This window comes from Candidatus Neoehrlichia procyonis str. RAC413 (genome assembly GCF_000964795.1).
GTDB classification, from domain to species: Bacteria; Pseudomonadota; Alphaproteobacteria; order Rickettsiales; family Anaplasmataceae; genus Neoehrlichia; species Neoehrlichia procyonis.
In genome coordinates this window covers 695982-721532 of the sequence record NZ_LANX01000001.1, presented here as the reverse complement: position 1 = coordinate 721532, position 25551 = coordinate 695982, and the positions used below count along the sequence as shown (strand labels likewise).

The 25551-nt window shown below is 29.7% G+C and carries 15 protein-coding genes and 2 rRNA genes; 9 read left to right on the top strand and 8 right to left on the bottom strand.

The features are described 5' to 3' along the window. Positions 1 to 479 precede the first annotated feature (479 nt). Both pdhA and NLO413_RS02625 read right to left on the bottom strand, forming a co-directional pair. The gene (gene pdhA, locus NLO413_RS02630; RefSeq protein ID WP_232295906.1) at positions 480 to 1484 is read right to left on the bottom strand and encodes a pyruvate dehydrogenase (acetyl-transferring) E1 component subunit alpha; all 1005 of its coding nucleotides are present in this window, start codon (positions 1482 to 1484) and stop codon (positions 480 to 482) included. 60 nt (positions 1485 to 1544) lie between these two features. Beyond that, the gene (locus tag NLO413_RS02625) at positions 1545 to 2393 is read right to left on the bottom strand and encodes an alpha/beta fold hydrolase (RefSeq protein ID WP_045808968.1); all 849 of its coding nucleotides are present in this window, start codon (positions 2391 to 2393) and stop codon (positions 1545 to 1547) included. 268 nt (positions 2394 to 2661) lie between these two features. Between NLO413_RS02625 and NLO413_RS02620 the strand changes: the two genes are divergently transcribed. Then, positions 2662 to 5432: ribosomal RNA gene (locus tag NLO413_RS02620) — 23S ribosomal RNA — on the top strand. A 76-nt stretch (positions 5433 to 5508) separates the two neighbouring features. Continuing rightward, positions 5509 to 5623, top strand: a 5S ribosomal RNA gene (rrf, locus tag NLO413_RS02615). A gap of 343 nt (positions 5624 to 5966) precedes the next feature. Here rrf and guaB read toward each other — a convergent pair. From guaB to rpmE, 3 genes are all read right to left on the bottom strand, one after another. After that, on the bottom strand, positions 5967 to 7430 hold the full coding sequence (gene guaB, locus NLO413_RS02610) for an IMP dehydrogenase (protein ID WP_045808967.1): 1464 nt from the start codon (positions 7428 to 7430) through the stop codon (positions 5967 to 5969). A gap of 662 nt (positions 7431 to 8092) precedes the next feature. Beyond that, entirely contained in the window at positions 8093 to 8884 is a 792-nt protein-coding gene (locus NLO413_RS02605) for an NAD kinase (protein WP_045808966.1), read from the bottom strand. Positions 8885 to 8910: 26 nt separating this feature from the next. Further along, positions 8911 to 9150 carry a 50S ribosomal protein L31 gene (gene rpmE / locus NLO413_RS02600; RefSeq protein ID WP_045808965.1) on the bottom strand — a complete coding sequence of 80 codons (240 nt, stop codon included), beginning with the start codon at positions 9148 to 9150 and terminating at the stop codon, positions 8911 to 8913. Positions 9151 to 9622: 472 nt separating this feature from the next. Between rpmE and fabD the strand changes: the two genes are divergently transcribed. The 3 genes from fabD to NLO413_RS02585 all read left to right on the top strand — a co-directional run bounded on the left by fabD (position 9623) and on the right by NLO413_RS02585 (position 12928). Next, positions 9623 to 10588 (top strand): ACP S-malonyltransferase, encoded by a 966-nt coding sequence (fabD, locus tag NLO413_RS02595; protein ID WP_045808964.1) that lies wholly within the window; start codon positions 9623 to 9625, stop codon positions 10586 to 10588. A 13-nt stretch (positions 10589 to 10601) separates the two neighbouring features. Then, a complete protein-coding gene (gene tmk / locus NLO413_RS02590) occupies positions 10602 to 11219 on the top strand; it encodes a dTMP kinase (RefSeq protein ID WP_045808963.1) in 618 nt (205 codons plus the stop codon). 491 nt (positions 11220 to 11710) lie between these two features. Next, entirely contained in the window at positions 11711 to 12928 is a 1218-nt protein-coding gene (locus NLO413_RS02585) for an MFS transporter (protein WP_084229806.1), read from the top strand. A gap of 486 nt (positions 12929 to 13414) precedes the next feature. On the opposite strand, the gene NLO413_RS02580 is transcribed toward NLO413_RS02585, so the two are convergent. Beyond that, complete coding sequence (locus NLO413_RS02580; protein ID WP_045808962.1) at positions 13415 to 14056, bottom strand: Tim44/TimA family putative adaptor protein; 642 nt, start codon at positions 14054 to 14056, stop codon at positions 13415 to 13417. Between the two features lie 113 nt (positions 14057 to 14169). Between NLO413_RS02580 and secB the strand changes: the two genes are divergently transcribed. Next, positions 14170 to 14676 carry a protein-export chaperone SecB gene (secB, locus tag NLO413_RS02575; protein ID WP_045808961.1) on the top strand — a complete coding sequence of 169 codons (507 nt, stop codon included), beginning with the start codon at positions 14170 to 14172 and terminating at the stop codon, positions 14674 to 14676. A 531-nt stretch (positions 14677 to 15207) separates the two neighbouring features. Beyond that, the gene (locus NLO413_RS02570; RefSeq protein WP_045809379.1) at positions 15208 to 15876 is read left to right on the top strand and encodes a DsbA family protein; all 669 of its coding nucleotides are present in this window, start codon (positions 15208 to 15210) and stop codon (positions 15874 to 15876) included. 120 nt (positions 15877 to 15996) lie between these two features. Here the strand turns inward: NLO413_RS02570 and NLO413_RS02565 are convergent, their stop codons facing one another. Both NLO413_RS02565 and NLO413_RS02560 read right to left on the bottom strand, forming a co-directional pair. Further along, positions 15997 to 17265 (bottom strand): M16 family metallopeptidase, encoded by a 1269-nt coding sequence (locus NLO413_RS02565; protein WP_045808960.1) that lies wholly within the window; start codon positions 17263 to 17265, stop codon positions 15997 to 15999. Between the two features lie 515 nt (positions 17266 to 17780). Further along, positions 17781 to 18203, bottom strand: a complete 423-nt coding sequence (locus tag NLO413_RS02560; protein ID WP_045808959.1) for a hypothetical protein — start codon at positions 18201 to 18203, stop codon at positions 17781 to 17783. A 1878-nt stretch (positions 18204 to 20081) separates the two neighbouring features. Between NLO413_RS02560 and mfd the strand changes: the two genes are divergently transcribed. Continuing rightward, complete coding sequence (gene mfd / locus NLO413_RS02555; protein ID WP_045808958.1) at positions 20082 to 23507, top strand: transcription-repair coupling factor; 3426 nt, start codon at positions 20082 to 20084, stop codon at positions 23505 to 23507. A 1014-nt stretch (positions 23508 to 24521) separates the two neighbouring features. Then, positions 24522 to 25127 (top strand): riboflavin synthase, encoded by a 606-nt coding sequence (locus NLO413_RS02550; RefSeq protein WP_045808957.1) that lies wholly within the window; start codon positions 24522 to 24524, stop codon positions 25125 to 25127. The last annotated feature ends 424 nt before the right edge of the window (positions 25128 to 25551 follow it).

Below are 25551 nucleotides of genomic sequence, written 5' to 3'. Positions count from 1 at the left end.
ATAATATTAATGCACTTAATTAGTAGGGAATATTATTGAGTTGTAGTAAGATGGAAGTGTTTTTTTTTGTTGTTAAGTTTTTTATATATTGATAGTTTTGTGCTGCCTATAATATCTTATATAGGCAAATTAAAATTATTTTTAATGAAATAAATGTATATTTAAGTACAAGAAAATATTTTTTATAGCATTTTTTTGAATAATTTAATTACTAATATTAGTTTTCTCTAGTAATTTAAGAACATAATCTTCCTTATAAACTGAACTTATGTCTAGTATTATCTGTAATGATTACTACTGTTTATGTGTATAAAGTATAACCAAAAGTTATTTTAATATATAAATACACAATAGCATAGTTGCATAAAAAAAATTAAAATATGCTTAATATTATATATAACACATTAAATTATAAGTTACTACCTACGTAAATTATAAGAAAAATTTATATTTTTATTAGTTATATGCATAATAAAGCACTAATTTTTATAAATATCAGTATATAAGTCATTATTGTTAGGGTAGTTGCTATTTTTTGAAAATTCAACAGTATCTTTAATAATATTATTTATTTCTTTTTCATATTTATTAAGAACACTTTCAGTGGTAATGTTTTGGGAGATTATATATTTCTTTAACCTACTAATAGGATCTTTTATTTCTTTTATTTCTTGTACTTCTTCTTTTGTTCTATATGTTGCTGGATCTGACATTGAATGTCCTCTATAACGGTAGGTTTTGACTTCAAGTAATATTGGCCCTTTATTTTCTCTACAGTGATTTGCAGCATTTTGCCCTGCTTGTATAACTGAAAATACGTCCATACCATCTACTTGATAGCCATGAATACCGCAACTCTCGCCTTTTTTGTATAAATCTGTTATATATGATGCTCTTGATACAGATGTACCCATTGCGTACTCGTTGTTTTCAATAACATATATTATAGGTAATTTCCATAAAGACGCCATATTAAAAGATTCATAAACTTGGCCTTGATTAACAGCTCCATCACCAAAGCATGCAAATACTACATTTGTGTTTTGCTTGTATTTATTAGCGAAGGCAATACCTGTCCCTATGGATACTTGTGCGCCTACAATTCCATGTCCACCAAAAAAATTTTTTTCAATATTAAACATGTGCATAGAACCGCCTTTACCTTTTGAACATCCTGTACTTTTACCCATAAGTTCTGCCATAACATATTTAGGATCTGTACCTATAGAGAGCATAAATCCATGTTCTCTATAGCTAGTGATTATTGAATCTCCTTCTATGGTGGAGTGTTGTAATCCAACAGCTACTGCCTCCTGTCCTATATATAAATGACAAAAACCTCGTATAAGGCCCATTCCGTAAAATTGGCCTGCTTTTTCTTCAAATCTACGTATTAGCAACATATTATAATAACAATTAATAATTTGTTTATGTGTTAAGTTTTCATAAAGTTTTGTTGACATTTTATTTACCTCACATTTCATGAGCTACTATGATAAAATTATATTTTATAAAATGGTATTTATAATTTATCAATCTTGTATTTACAAAAATGAGTTAATAATTAACCAATCTTGTATATCCTTTATTTGATAATTTTCCATTAAAGAAGGATTATGGCCTATATTGGGGTATTCAATATAGTTAGTTTCTGGTCTTAGTGTTATCATTTTTTTTAAAGTGTCTTTAGTTAAAATGTCTGATTGATTGCCTCGAAGAACTAATGTTTTACTTTTTATTTTTTTCCATATATCCCACATGTTCATAGCATGAGGCTTTACAGTATTGTTGAATGCTATGCTTATATTTGGATCAGCAGCAAGTATGTATTTATTTTGTTGTTTAATGATGCTGTATTTTACAATGTGATCCCAATGTTTTTCTTGTGTGATTTTAAAGTGATAAAGCATTTTTTGTAGATAATTTCTTGCACTGTTTATATCATAAAATTGGGGGTTTATGCTAATGTGTTTTGCAATTCTTTTTAAGGGAATTGCGTCAATGAATGGTCCTATATCATTTAAAATAAGACTATTAATCAATTTTGGGAAATATGCAGCTAAGTACATACCTATAATTCCACCCATTGATGTGCCAAGGAAGTTAATTTTGCTGATTTTAAGATGCTGTAGTAGATATATAATACTTTTACAGTATGTTGAGTAGTTATACAAAGGTATATTTTTTAGCCAACTACTTTTTCCTCTTCCTACAATATCAGGGCATATTACTTTACAATATTTTGATAATGCAATAGCTAGGTAGTCAAAATCTCTGCAATTTCGCATTATTCCATGTACACATATTAAAGGGATAGAATTGCCTACGTAGTCAAATATTAAATAATGCATTTTAAATGTTTCTTGAAGTTGTGAAATGTAAAGATAACTCATTGCAAATAATAATTATGTTCTGGACGAATATATCAACATTACGATTAACAAAAAATATATTTGTTATTGATAAAAAAGTATTGACATAAAGTGTGTATTTCGATAAAACTTGTAGTTCATAAAACATTGAAGCTATTTGTAGTTTTGATGTTTTAGTTGCTTGACAAGTAAGTAGAAAGATTAAATGGTAGAGATTATTAATATAATCTTGATTCAATTAGCTGAAAAGTATAAAATGTAGTTTTAATACTGCATGTATTTTGCAAATAAATAAACAATTAAGAGCACTTGATGGATGCCTTGGCGTTAAGAGGCGATGAAGGACGTGGTAGGCTGCGATAAGCTACGGGGAATTGTCAAACAAATTTTGATCCGTAGATTTCCGAATGGGGGAACCCAATCAATTTTATTGGTTATTGTATACTGAATTCATAGGTATGCAAGGCAAACCCGGTGAACTGAAATATCTAAGTAGCTGGAGGAAAGGACATCAAATGAGACTCCGTTAGTAGTGACGAGCGAATGCGGAATAGGCCAGTGGTCTATAACTAAAAACTAGAATATTTTGGAAACAATAACTATAAAGGGTGATAGTCCCGTATAGGTAAAAAAGTTATAGATCCTTGAGTAGAGCGGGGCACGTGAAACCCTGTTTGAATATAGGGGGACCATCCTCTAAGCCTAAGTACTCCTTAACGACCGATAGTGAACAAGTACCGTGAGGGAAAGGTGAAAAGAACCCCGGTGAGGGGAGTGAAATAGATCCTGAAATCAAGTGCTTACAAGCAGTTGGAGCTTTATATTTGGTATTTATACTAAATGTAGAGTAACAGCGTACCTTTTGCATAATGGGTCAGCGAGTTAATCTATTAAGCAAGCTTAAGCCGTTAGGTGTAGGCGTAGCGAAAGCGAGTCTGAATAGGGCGTTTAGTTTAATGGATTAGACCCGAAACCAAGTGATCTAGCCATGACCAGGTTGAAGATGTAGTAAAATACATTGGAGGACCGAACCTGTTACTGTTGCAGTAGTATTGGATGAGTTGTGGCTAGGGGTGAAAGGCCAATCAAACTTGGAAATAGCTGGTTCTCCGCGAAATCTATTTAGGTAGAGCGTTGTAATATATACTTTTGGGGGTAGAGCACTGAATGGACTAGGGAGACTCATCCTCTTACCAAATCCAATCAAACTCCGAATACCAATAAGTAGTTCTACAGCAGACACACTATGGGTGCTAAGTCCATGGTGGAGAGGGAAAGAGCCCAGATCGCCGTCTAAGGTCCCGAAATTGTGGCTAAGTGTGGAAGGATGTGAGAAAACCAATACAGCTAGTAGGTTGGCTTAGAAGCAGCCATCCTTTAAAGAAAGCGTAACAGCTCACTTGTCTAAATAAGTTTTCTTGCGCCGAAGATGTAACGGGGCTAAAGCCATATACCGAAGACGCGGGCACCGTAAGGTGCGGTAGCGGAGCGTTTCGTAAGCCTGTGAAGGTAGTTTGTAAAAATTGCTGGAGGTATCGAAAGTGAGAATGCTGACATGAGTAGCGTAAAAGAGTGTGAAAACCACTCTCGCCGAAAACCTAAGGTTTCCTGTGTTAAGTCAATCTGCGCAGGGTTAGTCGGACCCTAAGGCGAGGCCGTAAAGGAGTAGTCGATGGGAATCAGGTTAATATTCCTGAACCTTTTAAGTGTGACGGATTTTGTGTTAGTATAAATCTTATTGGATTGATTTATGCTTTAAAAAAATTCCAGGAAATAGCACTTAAGTTAATAAGGCCGTACCGTAAACCGACACTGGTAGGTGGGTAGAGTATACTAAGGCGATTGAGAAAACGATGTTGAAGGAACTCGGCAAATTACACCTGTAACTTAGGGAGAAGGGTGGCCTATGTGTGGGCAACCATATGTAGGTGGCACAGAATAGGGGGTAGCGACTGTTTACTAAAAACACAGGGCTCTGCAAACACGTAAGTGGAAGTATAGGGCCTGACGCCTGCCCGGTGCTGGAAGGTTAACATGAGGGGTGCAAGCTCTGAATCGAAGCCCCAGTAAACGGCGGCCGTAAAACTGACGGTCCTAAGGTAGCGAAATTCCTTGTCGGGTAAGTTCCGACCCGCACGAATGGCGTAACGATTTCCCCACTGTCTCCAACATCGACTCAGCGAAATTGAATTCCCCGTGCTGATGCGGGGTACCCGCGGGTAGACGAAGAGACCCCGTGCACCTTTACTATAGCTTTACATTGATATTAGGAATGTGATGTGCAGGATAGGTGGGAAGCTTTGAAGCTAGGGCGCTAGCCTTGGTGGAGCTAACCTTGAGATACCACCCTTTGCGTTCTTGATATCTAACTATGTTCCATTATCTGGGATTAGGACATTGTATGGTGGGTAGTTTGACTGGGGCGGTCGCCTCCTAAAGAGTAACGGAGGCGTGCGATGGTAGGCTAGAGCTGGTCAGAAATCAGCTTTTATAGTATAATGGCATAAGCCTGCCTGACTGTGAGGCCGACAGGCCGAGCAGAGACGAAAGTCGGTCATAGTGATCCGGTGATTCCGTATGGAAGGGTCATCGCTCAACGGATAAAAGGTACGCCGGGGATAACAGGCTTATGGTGTCTAAGAGTTCATATCGACGACACCGTTTGGCACCTCGATGTCGACTCATCACATCCTGGGGCTGAAGTAGGTCCCAAGGGTTCGGCTGTTCGCCGATTAAAGTGATACGTGAGTTGGGTTTAGAACGTCGTGAGACAGTTCGGTTTCTATCTTCCGCGGGCGTTTGGAAATTTGAGAGGAGCTAGCTCTAGTACGAGAGGACCGAGCTGGACATACCTCTGGTGTACCAGTTGTTATGCCAATAGCATTGCTGGGTAGCTAAGTATGGATAGGATAATTACTGAAAGCATCTAAGTAAGAAACCTTCCTTAAGATTAGATTTCCCCATTAGAGCCGTGAAAGACCATCACGTTGATAGGCTGGATGTGTAAGTATGGTAACATATGTAGCTAACCAGTACTAATAGCTCGATTGGTTTATTTATTATGCAAATTATGTGTAGTGTTAAGATTATATTGTATTATATCTTTCTGCTTACCTTTTGAGTATAGTTTAGTTGGGTTGGTGGTTATAGCAAAAGTGAAACACCCGGTTACATTTCGAACCCGGAAGTTAAGCCTTTTAGCGCCTATGGTACTTTATCTTAAGATATGGGAGAGTAGGACGCTGCCAGCCTTATTAAACTATATTTTATGCCTTTAATATTTTAGATAATAACTGTAATTTATATATCTATAATTTTTATAAATATATTTTTATATTTGTAGCAAAATGTAAGACTATTTATAGCGGTTGCTATTAATGGTTAAAATATAATTTTTTATTATATTCCAATTATAGTTTTTATGTTTAAATTAAAAAGCAGAGTTAGTATTATATTATAAGTGTAACTTTATAAAGTGCTATTTATGTTTCATTATTAGTGCGAATTAGAACTCTTACTTACTATTAATAATTTTTAATGCAATTTTGTTTTTTAGATTTATATGAGCCTACTTGTTAGTAAGTGTGTTTTTGATTATTCTTTGGATTGAAAATATGGCTCATAGTTTGATGTTTCGTGGGTAATTATAACGTCATGAACATGGCTTTCACGTAATCCTGAAGATGTAATAATATTAAATTTACAATTTTTTTGCATTGAAGTAATATCTGCATTTCCTGTATATCCCATAGCAGATTTTAGTCCACCAATTAGTTGATATATTACATCTGCAGCGCTGCCTTTGAATGGTACTCTTCCTTCTACTCCTTCAGGAATGAACTTATTGCTTTGATCTTGAAAATATCTATCACTTGAGCCTTCTTTCATTGCATTGATTGATCCCATACCTCTATAAGCTTTATAAGCACGTCCTTTATATATAACAATATTTCCAGGACTCTCATCAGTACCAGCAAAAATAGAACCTATCATTACAACATCTGCTCCTGCGGCTATAGATTTTGCTATATCTCCAGAATATTTAATTCCTCCATCTGCAATTATCCTAATATTTTTACCTTTGCATGCTGCAGCAATATTTTGTATAGCAGAGAATTGAGGTACCCCTACTCCCGTAACAATTCTGGTTGTACAGATAGATCCAGGGCCAATCCCAACTTTTATAGCGTCAACGCCTGCATCAATTAGTGCCTGTGCCCCTTCTGCTGTAGCGACATTGCCACCGATAATTTGAGAATTTGGGTATAATGCTTTAATTTCTTTTATGGTATGAATTACTTTTTCAGAATGACCGTGTGCTGTATCAACAACTATAACATCAGCTTCTGCTTTAATTAGTCTTTCTGCTCTTTCAATTCCTTCTTTGATGCCTGCACCAACTGCTGCAGCAACTCTTAACCTTGCTTTGCTATCTTTGCATGAATGTGGAAATTTGTTGAATTTTTCAATGTCTTTAACGGTAATTAATCCTATACAACAGTAGTTTTCATCTATAACAATCAATCTTTCTATTTTATTTTTATGCAATAACTTCATTGCATCAGATCTCTTTATACCTTCTTGTACTGTAACGAGATTATGCCGTGTCATAACATCTTGTACTTTGCAGCTTTTATCTTCAATAAATCTAACATCTCTGTTTGTTAATATGCCTACTAATTTATTTGTATTGCTTGTAACAACAGGAATACCAGAATAATTGTATTGTTTCATAAGAGTTAATGCTTCGGATAATGTAGCATCAGGGAATATTGTTATTGGATTGTATACTATCCAACTTTCATATTTTTTTACTTTTTTTACTTCAGAAACTTGATCTTCAATTGATAAATTTTTGTGTATGCATCCTATTCCTCCGTGTTGGGCTATAGCTATTGCAAGTTTTGATTCAGTTACTGTGTCCATAGCAGCTGACATTATGGGAATACTTAGTTGTATGTTGTTTGTTATATAAGTTTTTACATCTACATCTGTTGGTAGTACATTGGATTGTGCAGGAATAATTAAAATATCATCAAATGAATAAGAGACCCTCACTATTTTGTCTTTCCTATTTATAATATATATTAAGTATATGGACTTTTAATGTATATGCAACAGTATTACTATTTTCTTGTTATTACTGCACTTATATTTCTTTTATAGTATAAGAATTATAAGTTCCATTAATTGTATGTGTTTATAGGTGATTGAATTACAATAATGCTTAACTTTTATAAATAGAATAGGATTAATAAAGCTACTGAAAACTCTTTAATTTAATAGTAACAACTATTAACAAAACATATACCTTTTATAAGGTAGATGTTTAGATGGTTATGGGAGATTATGATGGTATTGAATTAATTTAATGTTAATAGTACTACATTAAGTTATGGTAAACAATCATGCATAACAATTAAAAATAGTAGTACAATTACAACTGTTATCAAAACATGTATGTTTTAACTAGCTATAAGTAAATTGTATCTATGTAACTCTTTGAAAATACAAAATTAAAGTGAGCTGTGTGTAATTGTCAGAAATATCCCATCCTACAAATGTTTTGTTAAGTACTTAGCTAGTAAATTTTTTAAGATATAGGGAATAAGTCATAAAGGGATAAAAAAATTAGTAGTCGCAAAAGGAAGGTATGTTCTTTACATATTAATTAAGGGGGGGGGGATGGGATGATATTTTATTAGGCTAATTACATATATTTAAAAAAGAAATTGTTCTGTAATAATTCTTTCTTCTAGTCTATTGTGAGGATCAAATAATAATGTAATTTCTAAGTTATGTGCTTGCTGTATTGTAATATTTTTTATATTGTGAAATTCAGTGTAATCTGCCGCTGCAGTTACAAGGCGTGTTTCGGGATTTAGTACTTCAATTTCTACCACCGCACTATTTGGTAATAGTGCTCCACGCCACCTTCTGGGCCTAAAAGAGTTGATGGCAGTTAAAGAGATAATATTGGAGCTTAATGGTAAAATAGATCCTCCAGCAGAAAAATTGTAAGCTGTACTACCTGCAGGGCTTGCTACTAATACACCATCTGATATTAATTGTTTCATAACTAATTTATTATTGATTTTTATTTTTAGATTTGCAGCTTGATGAGTATTGCGAAAAAGTGATATTTCGTTTATTGCTATTGCATTATGTTGGATACCACTTGTATCAACTGCGGTCATTTTTAAAAGTAATAGCTTTGTACTAATAGCATTGTTAATTAATGTAATTAAGTCATTATCTGAATATTTATTTAATAAAAATCCAATTGTGCCGTAGTTTATTCCATATACGGGAATTTTTCTACAACGTTGAATAACATAATTATGTAAACTGTGAAGCATCAAGCCATCGCCGCCCATAACTATCAATAGATCAATTAAAGAGTTTGGATTCTCTTTAATGTCTATTAAGTTATATTTTTTTTTAAAAAAGCTAACCTTTTTGTTTTCAATAGAGCTACTAGCAACATAACCGATATTTTGATATTTGGTCATTAAAAATACCAATTAGGTAATGTAACTTATAAGTCTCCAAATCTGTTAAAGAACTTAGCTGCTTTACTATTTTTTTTACCGGCAACTCTTAGTCCAGGGTTCCATGCAGGATGATTAAAATGATCAGTTTCAAGATGAATCTTAGTAACTTTATCTGCTTTTCCCATAGTAGACAGCATTGTTTGCTCACTTCCATCTGTAAAAACAACTAATATAGGATAAGTTTTTGGATGCCTTTCACTTTTTAAAACTTTTGCATTTTTCATGTTAAATCTAACCTATTTGCGTAATTTATAATTTATTAATTCAAATATTTTCTAATGAACTATACTATACTAGTATTATTTTTTTGTCAAATGTGACACTGAGTTTTTATGTATTTTGAATTGGAATTGTGAATCCAAGATTATAATGTAGTTGTATGAATGAATATATTAGGTAACACTATATTCTTAGCGTGTATTTTATTATTTACTAACTTTAATGTTGTTGTTAGTGAGTTGGCAGGTTAACTTTATTTAGCTGCTGATATGCTAAATGGTAGAGTAGTTATTAATTCTATAGTTCTATATAAGACTATAATCATAAGCTTACTGAGTAAAGGTAGTCATTTATTGAAAACAGCATATATTATTTTTATTCTTTGAAGTTATTATAACTATTTTTTGGTAAATTAGTTTTGACTGAGTTGCTTGTACGGATTATACTAATAACTAGTAAATAACAAGTCTATTATTTATGATATTTGTATTTCCCGGACAAGGATCTCAGTTTGTAGGTATGGGAAAAGAAATATATAATAATTTTATAGCTGCCCGTGATGTTTTTCATGAAGTTGATGAGATATTAGGCAGAAGTTTGTCCAATATAATATTTGAAGGCCCAGCTGAGGAGTTAACGTCTACTGAAAATGCACAATTAGCATTAATGACGGTGTCAATGGCAATTTTGCGTGCGCTTGAAAGTAATTTAGGAAAACGTTTGTATTTAAGTGATAAAGTAAAATATATGGCAGGTCATTCAGTTGGTGAATATACAGCTTTATGTGCATCTGGTGCTATTAGTTTGCCATTTACAGTACAGCTTTTAAAAGTAAGAAGCAAAGCAATGCATGAAGCAGTTGCTTGTGGTTATGGGGGAATGGTAGCTTTAATAGGTGGAAGTATTGATGAAGTGGAATCAGTGGTACGTGCTGCAAAAACTTATGGTATATGTGAAATTGCAAATGATAATTGCAATGGACAAGTAGTTGTGAGCGGAGTTAACAACGCTTTAGATAGCTTAGGTCAGTTAATTAAGGGGACAAATATTAAGAAGGTTATAAAATTGCAAGTAAGTGGTCCGTTCCATTCGTCATTGATGTACTCTGCTTATAAAGAAGTGAGTAATTTTATTGATTGTATTGATATTAACATGCCTACTATTAATGTGGTGTCTAACGTTTCTGCAAGTGAATATGTTAACTGCTCTATGATTAAAGATTTATTGGCAAGACAGATTGTCAGTAAGGTACGATGGAGAGAAAGTGTAATGTACATGATAAAACGCGGTTATTCTCATTTTATAGAAGTTGGTGCAGGTAATGTGTTATCAAACTTAATAAAAAGAATTGATAATACGGTGTATAGTGTTAGTATTAATACTACGAAATGTATAGACACCATATTGTCTGATTATTTTGATACTGCTGATACTTCAACATGATTTTTATATAAACATGTTTATTACTTTTGAAGGAATAGATGGTTGTGGAAAGACAACACAATCTTGTTTATTATTGCAGTATTTGTCAAATATATATGGAAAGGATAATGTTGTGCTTACCAGAGAACCTGGAGGTACTCCTTTCAATGAACTTGTACGTGAGTTATTGCTAAGCTTTACAGACGAGAGAATTGATGTAACAACGGAATTGCTTTTGTTTATAGCTATGCGTAAAGAGAATTTTGTTAAGGTAATAAAACCTAGTTTATTAAGTGGTAAAATAGTTATATGTGATAGGTTTATTGATTCAACAGTTGCATATCAATGTTATGGACATGGCATTCAAATAAGTTTGGTTAAGTACCTTAATAATTTAGTTGTGGATATTTTTCCTGATATTACGTTTATTATTGATATGGATATTAATAAATCCATATCAAGGGCTTATCGTAATGGATATGATTCTTTGAATGTTGAGTTTTATAAAAATGTAAGATATGGGTTTCAATGTATTGCTCAAGAAAATTTGAAGCGGTGTCGTGTTGTTAAATGTGAAGATACAGAGCAAGATGATGTGTACTCAATACATAATAAGATTGTAAAGTTATTTCACATAAATGAGCATAGATAAAGTATTGATATATTCACGTAAATAAATAATTATGATTGGTAGTTATGCAACGTAACAAAGTACTATAGTTAACATGTAAGTTCATATAAGCAATAAGTAATTATTATATTTATGACATGATGGTATTAATATAATGTTGATTTAAGGAGGTGATTTTGTACTTATTTGAGTGTTGTACAGTATATTATATTGATTAAAATTGTAAGGGTATTATAGCCGGTATAGCTATAGAAAGTAAAATGTTGTATTTAGTTAAAAAATGTGTACTTAAGTAAGTGAATATTTAACTATAGGTATAAAATAAGTTTTGAAAAATGATACATATTTTGAAGTATCATTATTAGCATTATGTAGATTATTTAGGTTGAAATTTTTTAATATAAGGAAATTACTAAGATTTCTATATATAAGGATATTGAATTTAGAATTAATATAGATAATATTAGTGGCAGAATGAGTTTATAATATATGAATTAAAAGAGTAGATAATTATGATGTTAGATAGGAATTTTGCTTCTTGGTTTTTAATTTCAATTTTCTATGCCTATCAGTATATTTTGAGGGTATTACCTAATGTTGTTTCTAGTATTGTAATGGATAAATTTAATGTGGGTATTTTAGCTTTTGGTCAATTTTCTGGGCTATATTATATAGGTTATACTATTGCACATATTCCTGTAGGTATATTACTGGATAAATATGGACCTAAAAGAATTATTCCTATTTTTGTAGCTTTTACATTTATTGGAATGATACCGTTATTATTTAATTCGTGGAAATTTGTACAAATAGGGAGAATTATGGTAGGAGTTGGTTCTGCTGTTGGAGCATTAGGAGTGTTTAAAATATCAAGTATGTATTTTTCTAATACATTTGCAAGGATGGTGGGATGCTCTGTAATAATAGGTTTATTAGGTGCCATGTATGGTGGATTACCAATATTTTCTTTGATAAATAATTATGGATGGATAAACGTACTTTTAGTAATAATTGCTGTTGGGATTATATTTTGTATTATGTTGTATTTTACAGTTATTTCTAGTGATGTTAGCGAATTAAAGAATAATGTTGTTAACCAATTTAAGTTAGTAATATGCAATAAAAATGTTCTATTGATTAGTTTGTTTGGTGGATTTATGGTTGGTCCTTTAGAAGGATTTGCTGACGGATGGGCAACAACATTTTTGTTAGCAGTGGGTATGGATTCTGAGCCTGCAAGGTTGTTACCATCAGCTATATTTTTTGGTATGTGTATAGGATCTTTTGTACTTCCTTACATGTTAGAAAAATCTTTTAATGCTTGGAATATGATTATTTTTTGTGCTGCAATAATGTGTGTATCTTTATTGACTATGTTTGCAGGATGTAAAGGTGTATTATATATTTTTGTATTATTTTTAGCGATAGGGTTTTGTTCTGCATATCAAGTTTTAGCAACGTGCCAAGCAATTGCGTGTGTAGATAAGAAATCTGTAGCTTTAACAGCTGCTATTTCTAATATGGTAGTAATGTGTTTTGGCTATATATTTCATACAATTATATCATTTATTGTGAATTTATACTGGGATGGAAAAATAGTAGAAAATGTTGCAGTTTATGATGTTAGTGTGTTGGTTAAAGCACTTATGGTTATACCTATTGGATTAATTATAGGGATGATAGGGTTCATTTGGATAAAACATTGTAATGAAAAAGATAAGTATGTATAAAAAACTTTTTAATAGAAGTAGTAGGAAAGTTATCTTTTTTATATAAGCACAAATGTAATTGTCTGACTAATACGTGCTATAGGAATGAAAATTGATAGAAATTACTTTTTATAAGGGTGGGGGGAGGTGTATTTGAAGTATGGATTGGTTGTATCTATTGGATTAACCATAAGATGTTATGGTTTATTTTAATAAAACATCGTAATGAAAAAAAACTTTTTGATGTAATAGTGGTGCTTTTTTGATAATCACTTGTAAACACAAATGTAATTGTAGCTATGGTTATGTGGCAAAAATAAATTTATCATTTTCTTAAGAATGTGCGTGGTGTTTTATTATTGGATCCAAACTAGAGAGAATATTGAGTGCTATGTTGAAATTATAGAAAAGTAACTACATTTTATCAAAACTCTTGCTTAGTGAATGATTATTGATTAAATCATGTGCTTGCGTAAATACAAATATTATCTTATGCGAATATACATATTACGAAGTAGTAAAGTTGACAGAAGTTAAGTACCATTTTGTAGATAAAGATGTAATATCCTTTTTAAATTGCCATATATCTTCAACTTTATTTATCTTTGATGTGCTACCACTAATTATATTGCCGTTTATATCCTTGATTAAATTGATTTGCTCAGTGATGAACTTAACTGCTATATAAGCAGTATTATGTATCAAATTGATATCAACTATCTTTTGTGAAATTACTGATATAATTACATCTTCATGTACATTACCAAGATTTTTGCGATTTTGAATTTCCTGCGTAAATATATTATATAAATTACTATCTAATAGTGTGGAAAGTACATCAGAATTTTCTTGATTATATGCTTTTATGATAAGTTCAAATGCTGCTGCAGCACCATCCATAAAATTCTGTAATGTGAATTCTTTGTTTTTTTTCTTTATAGTTTCTATTATAGGTTGTGCATCTTTAATATTTCCTTCCATTATTGATTCTAAAGCAATATCTTCACGGATTATTTCAATATTATACTGCTCTTTCTGAGGATTAAGGTGAGTTTTATGAAAGCTAGATGTTGAAATTTTTCCTGCAGAACTATATAAACGAAAAAAAATAAACGCTGCTAAAAATGCATATATTGCTAATTCGACCATATTCACCAACTTTTGTTAATAAGTATATACAAGCATAACTAACTATATTATAGTTTAGTGAGCGTTAATCAATAATTAATTTTATATATAGTTTTTTATATGGAGTCAATTTTATGTATCCTAAAATTAAGATAAAAGGTCAGTACGTAAAGGATTTGTCATTTGAAAATGTAAATTCTCCTCAAATTTTTTTGATGATTAGCAAAAAGCCGCCTACAATTAACATATCTGTTAATGTTAGTTCAGTTACTCTTCCAGTTAAAGAAGATGATGAAAATACTAAGCCCGAAGGCGATTTTTATGAAGTAATGTTACAAATAAATGTAGAAGCTAAAGTGGAAAAAACTGCTGCTTTTATGTGTGAACTGAAATATTGTGGTGTGTTTCTTCTTGAGAAATTAGAGGATAAACAATATGAGGAGAGTTTTATTAAAGAAATGCTTTTAGTTGTGGCTCCAAGTATAATATTTCCATTTGCTAGAGAAATTATAGCTAGAGTAACTGCTTCTGGTGGGTTCCCTCCTTTAATGCTTGATGTGATTGATTTTAAAGCAATGTATGAACATCAATTGGCAAATGATCAGCCACATTCTAATTCTAATAATGCGAACCTTAACTAAAATGCTGGTAAAAATCGGAAAGTAATCTTCTAATTAGCAACTTAGTTAATGGATTATTTTCTAAATATAAGTTAGTTTTAATGAAATGAATGGTAATGTTAATGAAATGAATAGTAATGTTCATGTTTTACCATAATTTGGGGGAAGGGTATTTCATTTGTTATTTAGGATATATGAAGAAACTATTTAAAGAAAGAGAATAAGAAGTAATTAATATATAGCATGTATATAAAATTATTATCAAACTTTTTTGTTATAAGTTTTGTATTTAATAATAGATTTTAGCAGTGAAGTAATATTTGTTTTTTGCAAAAGCAAAGTTTCCTATTTCATAGTTTATTACAGATTAAAGCATACTTGCAAAGTTGTAAGTTTTTTTTAAAAGCAGGTCTGTTAGTAGCGTAAGTATAATAAATATAGCTAAATAAGTTGATATTGAAAAATATTATTTGTTTGGTACAATGGGTTTTACTTTTCATAGTTGGTTATGGGTATATGCGTTACTTAAGAAATATTGTAATATTAGTTTTTATGTTAGCTTATTGTAAGTATTATGATGCAAACGGTGATAGTGTTTCTTCTGTGATGCATTATGCCGATGAGTTAGTAAAATTAAAAGATGATACTACAGCTGAAGAGTTATTGGGGTTGATGCCATATGATAGGTTCTTAGGAAATAAAAAGGCTCCTGTCATAATGATAGAATACGCATCCTTTTCGTGTATGCATTGTGCAAGCTTTACTTTAAACGTTTTACCAAAAATAGAAGATAAATATATAAAGACAGGTAAGTTGTTGTATATATATAGAAGCTTTCCATTGGATTATGTTTCATTAAAAGCAGCGATGCTAGGGCTATGCTATGACAATAATATAAGTTTTTTTACCTATAGTAAAGCTGTTTTTAGCTCTATTGAATCCTTAATAAGCAGTTATAAGGATCTTGGTCTTCTTTCTAATATTGCTAAAATTAGTAATATACCAGATGAGAGATTTAGTCGGTGTATTAATGATGAATCTATGATGGATTATATTATTCAAAGTAAGCTTCTAGCAAGTAGTAAGCTGCAAGTTACGGCAACACCTACTTTTTTCATTAATGGAAAAAAGTATGACAAAGCTCATGATTTTGAAAGTTTTTCTAGAACGATTGATGAAGTGATTATAATGAATCCTAATTATTCTGTAAAAGCTCAATAGAGATTTGTGTTATGTGTATACATCAACTGTGATTATATATCAATGTAAATATATTAATGCTGCTTAGTAGGTTTTTACTACTTCAATGTTACAGTATTATTTGTTAAAAATATGCTACTTTTATGGCTTAAGCATTAAAGATATATCATGATAACTTGGTAAATATTCTATTTCTCCTATTGCTGCTAGAGTAATTTTTTTGTGGTTTTGTAATAATAAGTTAATAGCTGATTGTACTTGACCAATATTGACTGAATTAATATGCTCTATAATTTCTGACTTTGATATATACCGGTTATAGTGAGAATAATAATAACCTAAAGAATCTGCATATGCAGCTGTGCTTTCTCTTGACATTAAAATCTCAGATATAAGCTTATTTTTTGATCTTTGTATTTCTTCTTCGGAAATATCAATAGCTGCTTTTTTAATTTCGGATGTAATGGCAGTAATTAGCTTTTGTAAATTATGTTTATCTGTTGCTGCATATATAGAAAAAAGTCCATTATCACTGTAACTTGAATTAAATGACGATATATTATAAACAAGGCCAAGTTTTTCTCTTATTTCTTGAAAAAGCCTTGAAGACATGCTTCCACCTATTATAGCATCTAAAACTTGCATGGTATAAAATTTATTATCTTTATATGAAACTCCTGGGAATCCAATAAGTAGATTTACTTGCTCTAAATCCTTTTTTTCTAGATATTGCCCTCCTGTATAAACTGATGGTGCTATATTAGAACGTTGTGATTTAGCGACTTGTAAGAAATCACTGGAAAGCTTGACTACTTCATCATGAGACACATCTCCTGCTACAGACATAAGCATGTTATCGCCATTATAATGTTTACTCATATAATTGCTAATATCTGCTTTAGAAAAACTTTGAACTGATTTTTCTGATCCTAAAATTGACTGCCCGAATATTTGATTACTAAAAGCAACTTCCATATATTTGTCAAAAATTATGCTACTTGGGGAATCGTATGTTTGATGTATTTCTTGTAATACTACTCCTTTTTCTCGTTCAATTTCTTCTTCTGGAAATTGTGAATTGATTATGATATCAGCTAAAATTTCAATTGCAATGTTGATATCTTTTTTTAGCACTTTAACGTGATATACAGTATGTTCTCTGTCTGTATGAGCGTTAAAGTTTCCTCCTATTTGATCAAAAGCTTTAGCAATATCAAGAGCACTTCTTGTATTTGTTCCTTTAAAGGCCATATGTTCTAGAAAATGTGATATTCCTATTTTATTTAAAGTTTCGTACCTACTGCCAACATTAACCCAAATGTTAATGGCAACAGAATGTACATCTTTAATTTGTTTTGTGATAACAGAAAAATTATTTTTTAGTTGTGTAACTTGTGGTGTGACTGCCATTCATTTTTTAAATTATAAATTTCAATGGTATTATACTAACGTAATGTAAGTACAAATGTAAAGTTGTTATAATATAATTATATAAAAAATTAATTTTTTTCAATCCTTACAATACTTTATGTATAAGTATCATGAGATTTGGTAGCTACTTTATAGTTAGGTTTATATTATTTAAGGTACATTATTATATATATGATAATACTGAATTAATGAGGTATTTTTAAGGAAAAACTATAAACTTATTGTTATATACTAGAAAGGGTAGTACTATTTTTATTATGATATTACTCGTATAAAGTTATATGTTAATGTAATTATAGTTATTTAACGTTATTGTAACTTGTGTGGTAAAGCGCGTAATTTAAGAAATGAAGAAAAACCTTTATTGTAAATTTAATTATGAAAATAAAGACTTTTGTAATAAATTAGAATATAATTTGGTGCAAGGCTTACCGTAGCATATTTTTATATCTTTTTTGTTTATTTAACATAAAAATACAAAGGAATAATCCTTGTTATTTTGTTGTGGATATACAATTTCTTATGAATTCTATATCTACTTTTTGTCTAACAACAGTAATACAATTGTTGAGCATAGTGGGAGGTTGTTTTTCTATTTTGTCATGATGTGTATTGGGGGCTGGAAGATTATGATCATTGTCTAATTTTTCATGTGTAAATGGATGATAACTTGTTTTTGCATGAGTTAACATATCTTCGTTATATTCTTGATATTGATTATCGTTATAAGAAGATGAGTATGATTGATATTCATCTTGCATGCTGGTAAGAAAACCTGCTATATAAGGCATAGTATTTGACTGAGACTCTACATTACTTAATTTGAAATCATAATGTTCAGGTTCTCTTATGTACATATCAGCATCAGGAGATTCACACTTGTTATAATCAAACCTAGCGGGTGAAGTAGACAGCATATTTTTATATATAATCAATAATAATAGTACTATTATAAAGATTTTTACGATATTATGTCAATAATTTTATGTAATATAGGTATATGGATTGTTAATGATGGTAAAATTAACTATTCGTAGACTTATAAAAGAAATTTTGAGTATAAAATGAATTATAAGTTGCTTATATAAAATATATGGTTGTAATTAGATTTATTTGAAGTATTTAATACGTGTTATAGATGTTTTAGGTAATTAGTTTGTTTTCTTATGTTTGGTAAACTGTTTTTTGCTGGTAGAAGGGAATTAGTTAATGCTACAAAAAAAGAAAGCAAAAAGTGCTTTATTAAAGAGATTATATACCTTTATGTGTATTTCTTTTGCTTGTTTATTATTAGTATATCTATTACCACCATTATTCAGATATAGTTATGTATGTCATTGTTATTGTATTTTGCAATATTGTACAAATATTTAAATTTATTATTTACGGTTTCTTTATCACTATTATAAAAATAGCTGTCCTGTGAATCTTTTTCTGAAAAAGAGGTGTTATTAGATGTTTTAGCAGTTATCATTTTAGGTTCAGTATTATGTACTTTTTTATAAGATTTATCGTAATATCTTACCTATGATTATTTTTTATTTTAGGGTTACTATTCATCATTTTTTTGATATTTGTTAAAACTCTAATTAATGTTGGCTATTATTCAAATGCAGGTATTAGTAGTAACAAGTAGATATATGATATTTTAGTGACGATGCTCATGATGCTTAATCGCGCTTGATTTTAACATACTGTATTATTAATATAATTTCTTCAATCATTACTAGTTCTTACTATTACCCATGAGGGGGGGGGGGATTATCATATTGATTGTAATTATAGTATTTGGGTGCATTTAGTACGAAATGCATTAAATAAAGTATTTTAAAAGTTAGTTTATCTATACATTATACATTGGAATAAGGCTATATACTTCTTAGTAGGAAAAAATTAACAATGCTATTCAGAGGTAGCATAGGTGTTTTGTTTATAGTTACTATTAATAAGCATGCTTTGTTAACTATGTGAATTTGTCTTGCTAGTATTATACAGTATAATGCTCCGTTCTTTTATTAATATATTATGTAAAACGTAAGCTTAGTGATGGACTTTATCTTTAGTTATTATCGTCTCTTTATGTAAGTCTTCATATTCTATACAATGGTAAGTACTAAAATATCTAATAGTACCTCTTCTTCTTCAAAAAGAATAGCATTGAAGTGGCAGATTTTTAGCTACTTTATTTAGTATAACTGTTTTTATTATTGTTAAAATGCATTAGTGGTCTGCTATAGGTGTGCTTTTTCCTATCTTAGCTACAAGAATTTATTGTCATTTTTTGATGCTTATAAATAGCTAATGAAAAGTAGTAACCTTATTACTACTAATATGCTAACAGTGACAGTTAATACTAGTATATATGATATTTAGTAACACTTAATTATAGTAGACCTTTATTATTTAAGTATATGATTTATTTTTTGATTAAGAGTTAAGTTTTACATGTATAATTTACCTGATCACAATAATGAAACTGTGTTAATAATTAATTACAAAATTATAGGGTGTAACATACAATGTAGATGGTTAAAAGCTCATTGCAAGGTGCATATTAATATAACCATAAAATACTATTTAATAATGTTTTTTTTTATATTTAGTTATAGGCATAATAGGTGATTGTATTCGTTATCAGATATGTTAAAATTGTTTATCTTGTTAGATGTAGTAAAGCATATTACGTTACATAACGTAAAATTATTATGTCTTTTTTACTATGGATTAATCACATAATATGTTTTATAAATAAATTATGGTATAATTATCATTTTTTACTTATAAAATAACATTGTATGAAATCTACAAGCAATGCTGCTCATGTGTCACAAGTATGTCATACAAGTATTGTTACTAATGTTTCGAAAGAACTGGAACATGCATTTATTGTAGAGTTGTATAAACAAGATATCTTTAAATCTGCTGTTTATATAATGGATGATGAAGCATTATTGCATAATTTATCTACAATATTACAGTTTTATATACCGCATTTAAATATTGTTAAATTCCCATCATGGGATTTCATTCCATATAAAAAAACTTCTCCTAGTAACTTTGTAATGGCGCAAAGAATACAAAGCTTGTATAGTATCATTGTCGATAAGAATCCATATATTGTTATTACAACACTAAAAGCAATATCCCAAAAAGTTTTACCTCGAGCAATTATCCTTAACTCAATATTACGAATAAGTACTAATGAAACTATTACAATGAGTAGTATAGTGCAATACCTAATTGAACATGGGTATAATCAATCAAACATAACACGAGAAATAGGATATTTTTCTGTGCGTAGTAATATTATTGATATTTTTCCTTTAACAAGTAACCTTCCTATTAGAATAGATTTTAATGACGAGGTTATAGAGTCAATTAGAACATTTGATCCAAATACACAAATTACAACACAAGAATTCTTAAAAATTATATTAATTTATCCAGCTTCTGAGATTATAAAAACTTCGTGTAACATTGATAACTTTAATGATACTTATGCGCAAAGATTTTGTGATAATAAAACAACATTGTGCAATGCAATTAATATAGAGCAAAAATATATAGGTGAAGAGCACTGGTTACCACTGTTTTATCAAGATAAGCTAGAAACACTTTTTGATTATACAATGGACGCCACTTTAATATTTAATGATGCACTATTTAGCAACATTGAAAAATATACTAACAACATTCAAGAAAATTACATGAATGCAGATAGTCAACTAAAACAACTGAATCCTAGAGAACTATATTTGGATTTGCAAGAATATAAATACTTAACTCAGCGACATAAAAAGGTAATATTTTGTCAGCTTGATATTGTCAATATAAATATTAAAAATACCTATTTAAATTTTAGAAATTTACCGATAAAAATAACATTTTCTCCAAATTTTCAGTTATTATCTAAAGAAAAGCGTATTAATGTTTTTCAGTCTGTAACAAAATACTTACATGATATGGAGAATCATTTATTTATAATAACATGTTACTCTGCAGGATCATTAGAATATATTACAAATCGGTTTAAAGAACTAAACATTAACCTTTTACGAGTAGAAAAATATCATGATATTGTACATCCTTATAATGTTACAATTCTTCCAATAAAAAATAGCTTTATTACGCAATCAATGATAGTTATCACGGAGCATGATTTAATCAACAAGCAACTATTATTTACTAGTAAATGTAAATCTTCAAATATTGTTAGTGAAGAAATTGAATTTAATATAGGAGATATAGTTGTACATAAGGAATATGGTGTTGGACAATTTGCTGATCTTGAAACTATTAAAGTTATTGATAATTATCATGATTTTTTAAAAATTACGTATTACAATAATGACAAACTGTTTATTCCTGTAGAAAACATTAATCTTATTGCTAAATATGGAACTAATCATAATGTTACATTAGACAGATTAGGTAGTACTGCATGGCAAGAACGTAAAGCAAAGCTAAAGAATCGTATAAAGGATATAGCTAAGGACTTATTACAGATAGAAGCTATGAGATTATTAACGCCAGGAAAATCCTTTTATACAAATCAACAATATTTAGATTTTTGTGCAGATTTTCCACACATTGAAACTGAAGATCAGATTCAAGCTATTAGGGATGTTGAAAATGATTTAGCAAAAGGAATACCTATGAATAGGCTTGTTTGTGGAGATGTTGGTTTTGGAAAAACAGAAATTGCGTTACGTGCAGCATTTTTAGTTGCTAATGAAAATTCTACAAATCAGGTAGCAATTATTGTACCCACTACTTTATTGTGTAGACAGCATTTTATGTCTTTTCAAGAGAGATTTAAAAGGTTTAAGTACATAAAAGTACGGCAATTCTCAAGGGTACTAGGTGGGCATGCGCGACAAAAAGTACAAGAGGAGTTGTTGCAGGGAAATATCAATATTATAATTGGTACTCATGCACTATTATCTAAAAATGTAAAGTTTTTTAACTTGAATCTACTAATTATAGATGAAGAACATCATTTTGGAGTTCAACAAAAAGAAGCCCTAAAGAAATTTAAGGTTGGCATACATGTTCTTTCTTTATCTGCAACTCCTATCCCAAGGACACTACATATGTCATTGTCTGGAGTAAAAAACCTAAGCATTATAAGAACTCCCCCTGTTAACAGAATTCCTGTGGATATTTTTATAATTTATGATAACTATGATCTTATCAAAGAAGCGATTGTCAACGAATATAAAAGAGGTGGTAGAGTATTTTATGTGTGTCCTTTCATTTCAGATATAGATGATATATATGAAAAATTAACGCAACTAGTTCCAAATATAAAGATAAACATAGCTCATGGCAATATTTCTCCAGGTAATCTTGATAAAATTATGAACAATTTTTTTGACGGTAAATTCACGATTTTACTGACCACATCTATTATAGAGTGTGGTATTGATATTCCTTATGCTAATACAATAATAATACATAATGCTAATATGTTTGGACTTGCGCAGTTATATCAGTTAAAAGGCAGAGTAGGGCGCAGTAATATAAAAGGATACGCATATTTTGTGATTTTAAACAGGGAACTTAAAAACACATCTAGCATAAAAAGGTTAGAAATTATAAAATCTCTTAATAGCATTGGTTCAGGATTTTCATTATCACTGCAAGATATGGATATTAGAGGATTTGGAAATCTAATAGGAGAAGAGCAATCAGGTAACATAAAAGAAGTTGGAATAGAATTGTATCAGAAAATGTTAAAAGAGGAAATAAGCGTTTATCAAAATAATATGATTGCACTACCTGATGACAATATTACTATTAATGTTAATGTAAATGTTGTAATTCCAGAGTCATATGTTAGTGATTTAAATTTACGTATAAGAATATACAAAAATATTGGCAGTTTAAAAACAAAAGAAGAAATAGATATGTACTCTATAGAACTATTTAATAGATTTGGAAAATTGCCATTGGGAGTGGTAAATTTATTAAATATTATATACATAAAACAGTTGTGTGCTAGTATTGGTGTGTGTAAAATTGAACAAATGAAGAACTTTATCATATTGTATATTTATAAAAGTAATATATTTTCGGAAAAATTACTAAGTTATTTAATGAGTAATCCTTCAATCTTTAAAATACAAAGTAATGGCATTCTTATAACAATTGCTGACAAGGTTTTTAATCCTGTAGAACATTTAATACCATATCTTATACGAATGAATACGTTTGAGTAATATAATTAGGCTGTGTACAATTTAAATATGTATGTAGCTAATTTGCTCAACAAATGATTATGTAGTTATAAAAAACTATAAGTTTAACTGATCTTCTCACAGGACTGTCGAATAATGTCATATTCTTTACTACCATACTAAAGCTTGGCGATCAACTTACTGATATATCGTAAAAAATTAGTGTTATGTAAAGCTTTTATAAGCAACGTTTATAGATATGTACTTTATGTACAACCAGTAAAACACTTACGTTATTATGTTTAATTAATCATGTATAACGAATATTTTATTATTTGTGTTCAAATTAATTATATGTCTTATGTATTGTTTATAGAGTCATGAATATTTTGACATGCGAAATTTTAGTCTCTAAAAAGATAAATAATTATAAATTTAAGTTATTAATAAAAAATATAGTTTTTAGTATCTAACATTTACAATGTAACTTAATACATATGTATTTATTAATAACATAATATTGCGTCTATATTATTGAATAAGTACTTTAGTGGCTAATAAATAATTTTTGCAAAATTTAACTGTATGGTAATAAATAAGTGTAGCCTTATATTTGAAAATCCTAACACTTGTAATACAATCAATGATGGAGTTATAAATTTTTAGTAATATTTGTAATGAATTGATAAGTACATTGAGGCATAAATCTATATTACTGAATAAGTACTTTAGTGGCTAATAAATAATTTTTGTAAAATTTAACTGTATGGTAATAAATAAGTGTAGCCTTATATTTGAAAATCCTAACACTTGTAATTCAATCAATGATGGGGTTATAAATTTTTAGTAATATTTATAATGAATTGATAAGTACATTGAGGCATAAATCTATATTGCTGAATAAGTATCTTAGTGCTAATAAATAATTTTGCAAAACTTAACTATGTGGTAATAAATAAGCATAGCCTTATATCTAAATGTAATAAATGATGAAATTTATTTATAAATTTTTAGTAATATTTATAATGAATTAATAAATACATTAAAACATAAATTATGTTTAAAGGAATTATTACCCATCTTGCAACAGTTACGCAGATTAATATATATCCAAATTCTGATATAGCAATATGTATTAGTCCGGAAAATAACGATTTTTTACAAGGCCTTATGCTTGGAGGATCAATTTCATGTTCAGGAATATGTCTAACCATAGCAGAACTTGGAAATGATTATTTTAGTGTTACTGCTTCACAAGAAACTTTAACTTGTACAAATATTGGTAATTGGTATGAAGGATATCGAATAAATCTAGAAGCAGCGTTGAAATTGAATGACCATATTGATGGGCATTTTGTACAGGGTCATATAGATGGTACTGGAAAAATTACATCTATTACATCAGCTGGTCAATCTAACATTATAGAAATAAGTACTACCTTATCATTATTGAAATATATTATAAAGAAAGGATCTGTGGCAGTAAACGGTGTATCTCTTACTGTTAATGATGTAAGTAATACAACTTTTAAAGTAAATATAATTCCTTATACGTGGCATAACACCATTTTTCAGTATGTAAAAACTAACGATATAGTTAACATAGAAACAGACATTATAGCAAAATACATAATACAATTACAGAAGAATTATAAAGCATAATTCTTGAATAGTATTATGTATATTTTTTATATTATTTACATGATATATGAATATCCTGCTATAGAGTTGCTTGTATAGAGTAAATTTGTCTGGGATTGGTACTTTCTTACAATATATAGTTATATTATTGTATATCATAAATATACTTATTAGTTTTGATAAATGATTGTAATATATTTATATATTTATAAATTTGTATAATTTACGTAAAATATTTACGTTATTAACATTGTTTTTAAAAATTTGTAAGCTATTAATATTAAATGCTATTTTAACACTTAGTATATTGATTTATTGATTAATATGCAGCTTGGCTTTTTTGGTAATAATTGAACTTAAATAAAAGCGTCATTTATTTTATAATGTACATAGTTAATACTATTTATTAGGTAATAATATCTTTAGTATTACAATCATGACTTTG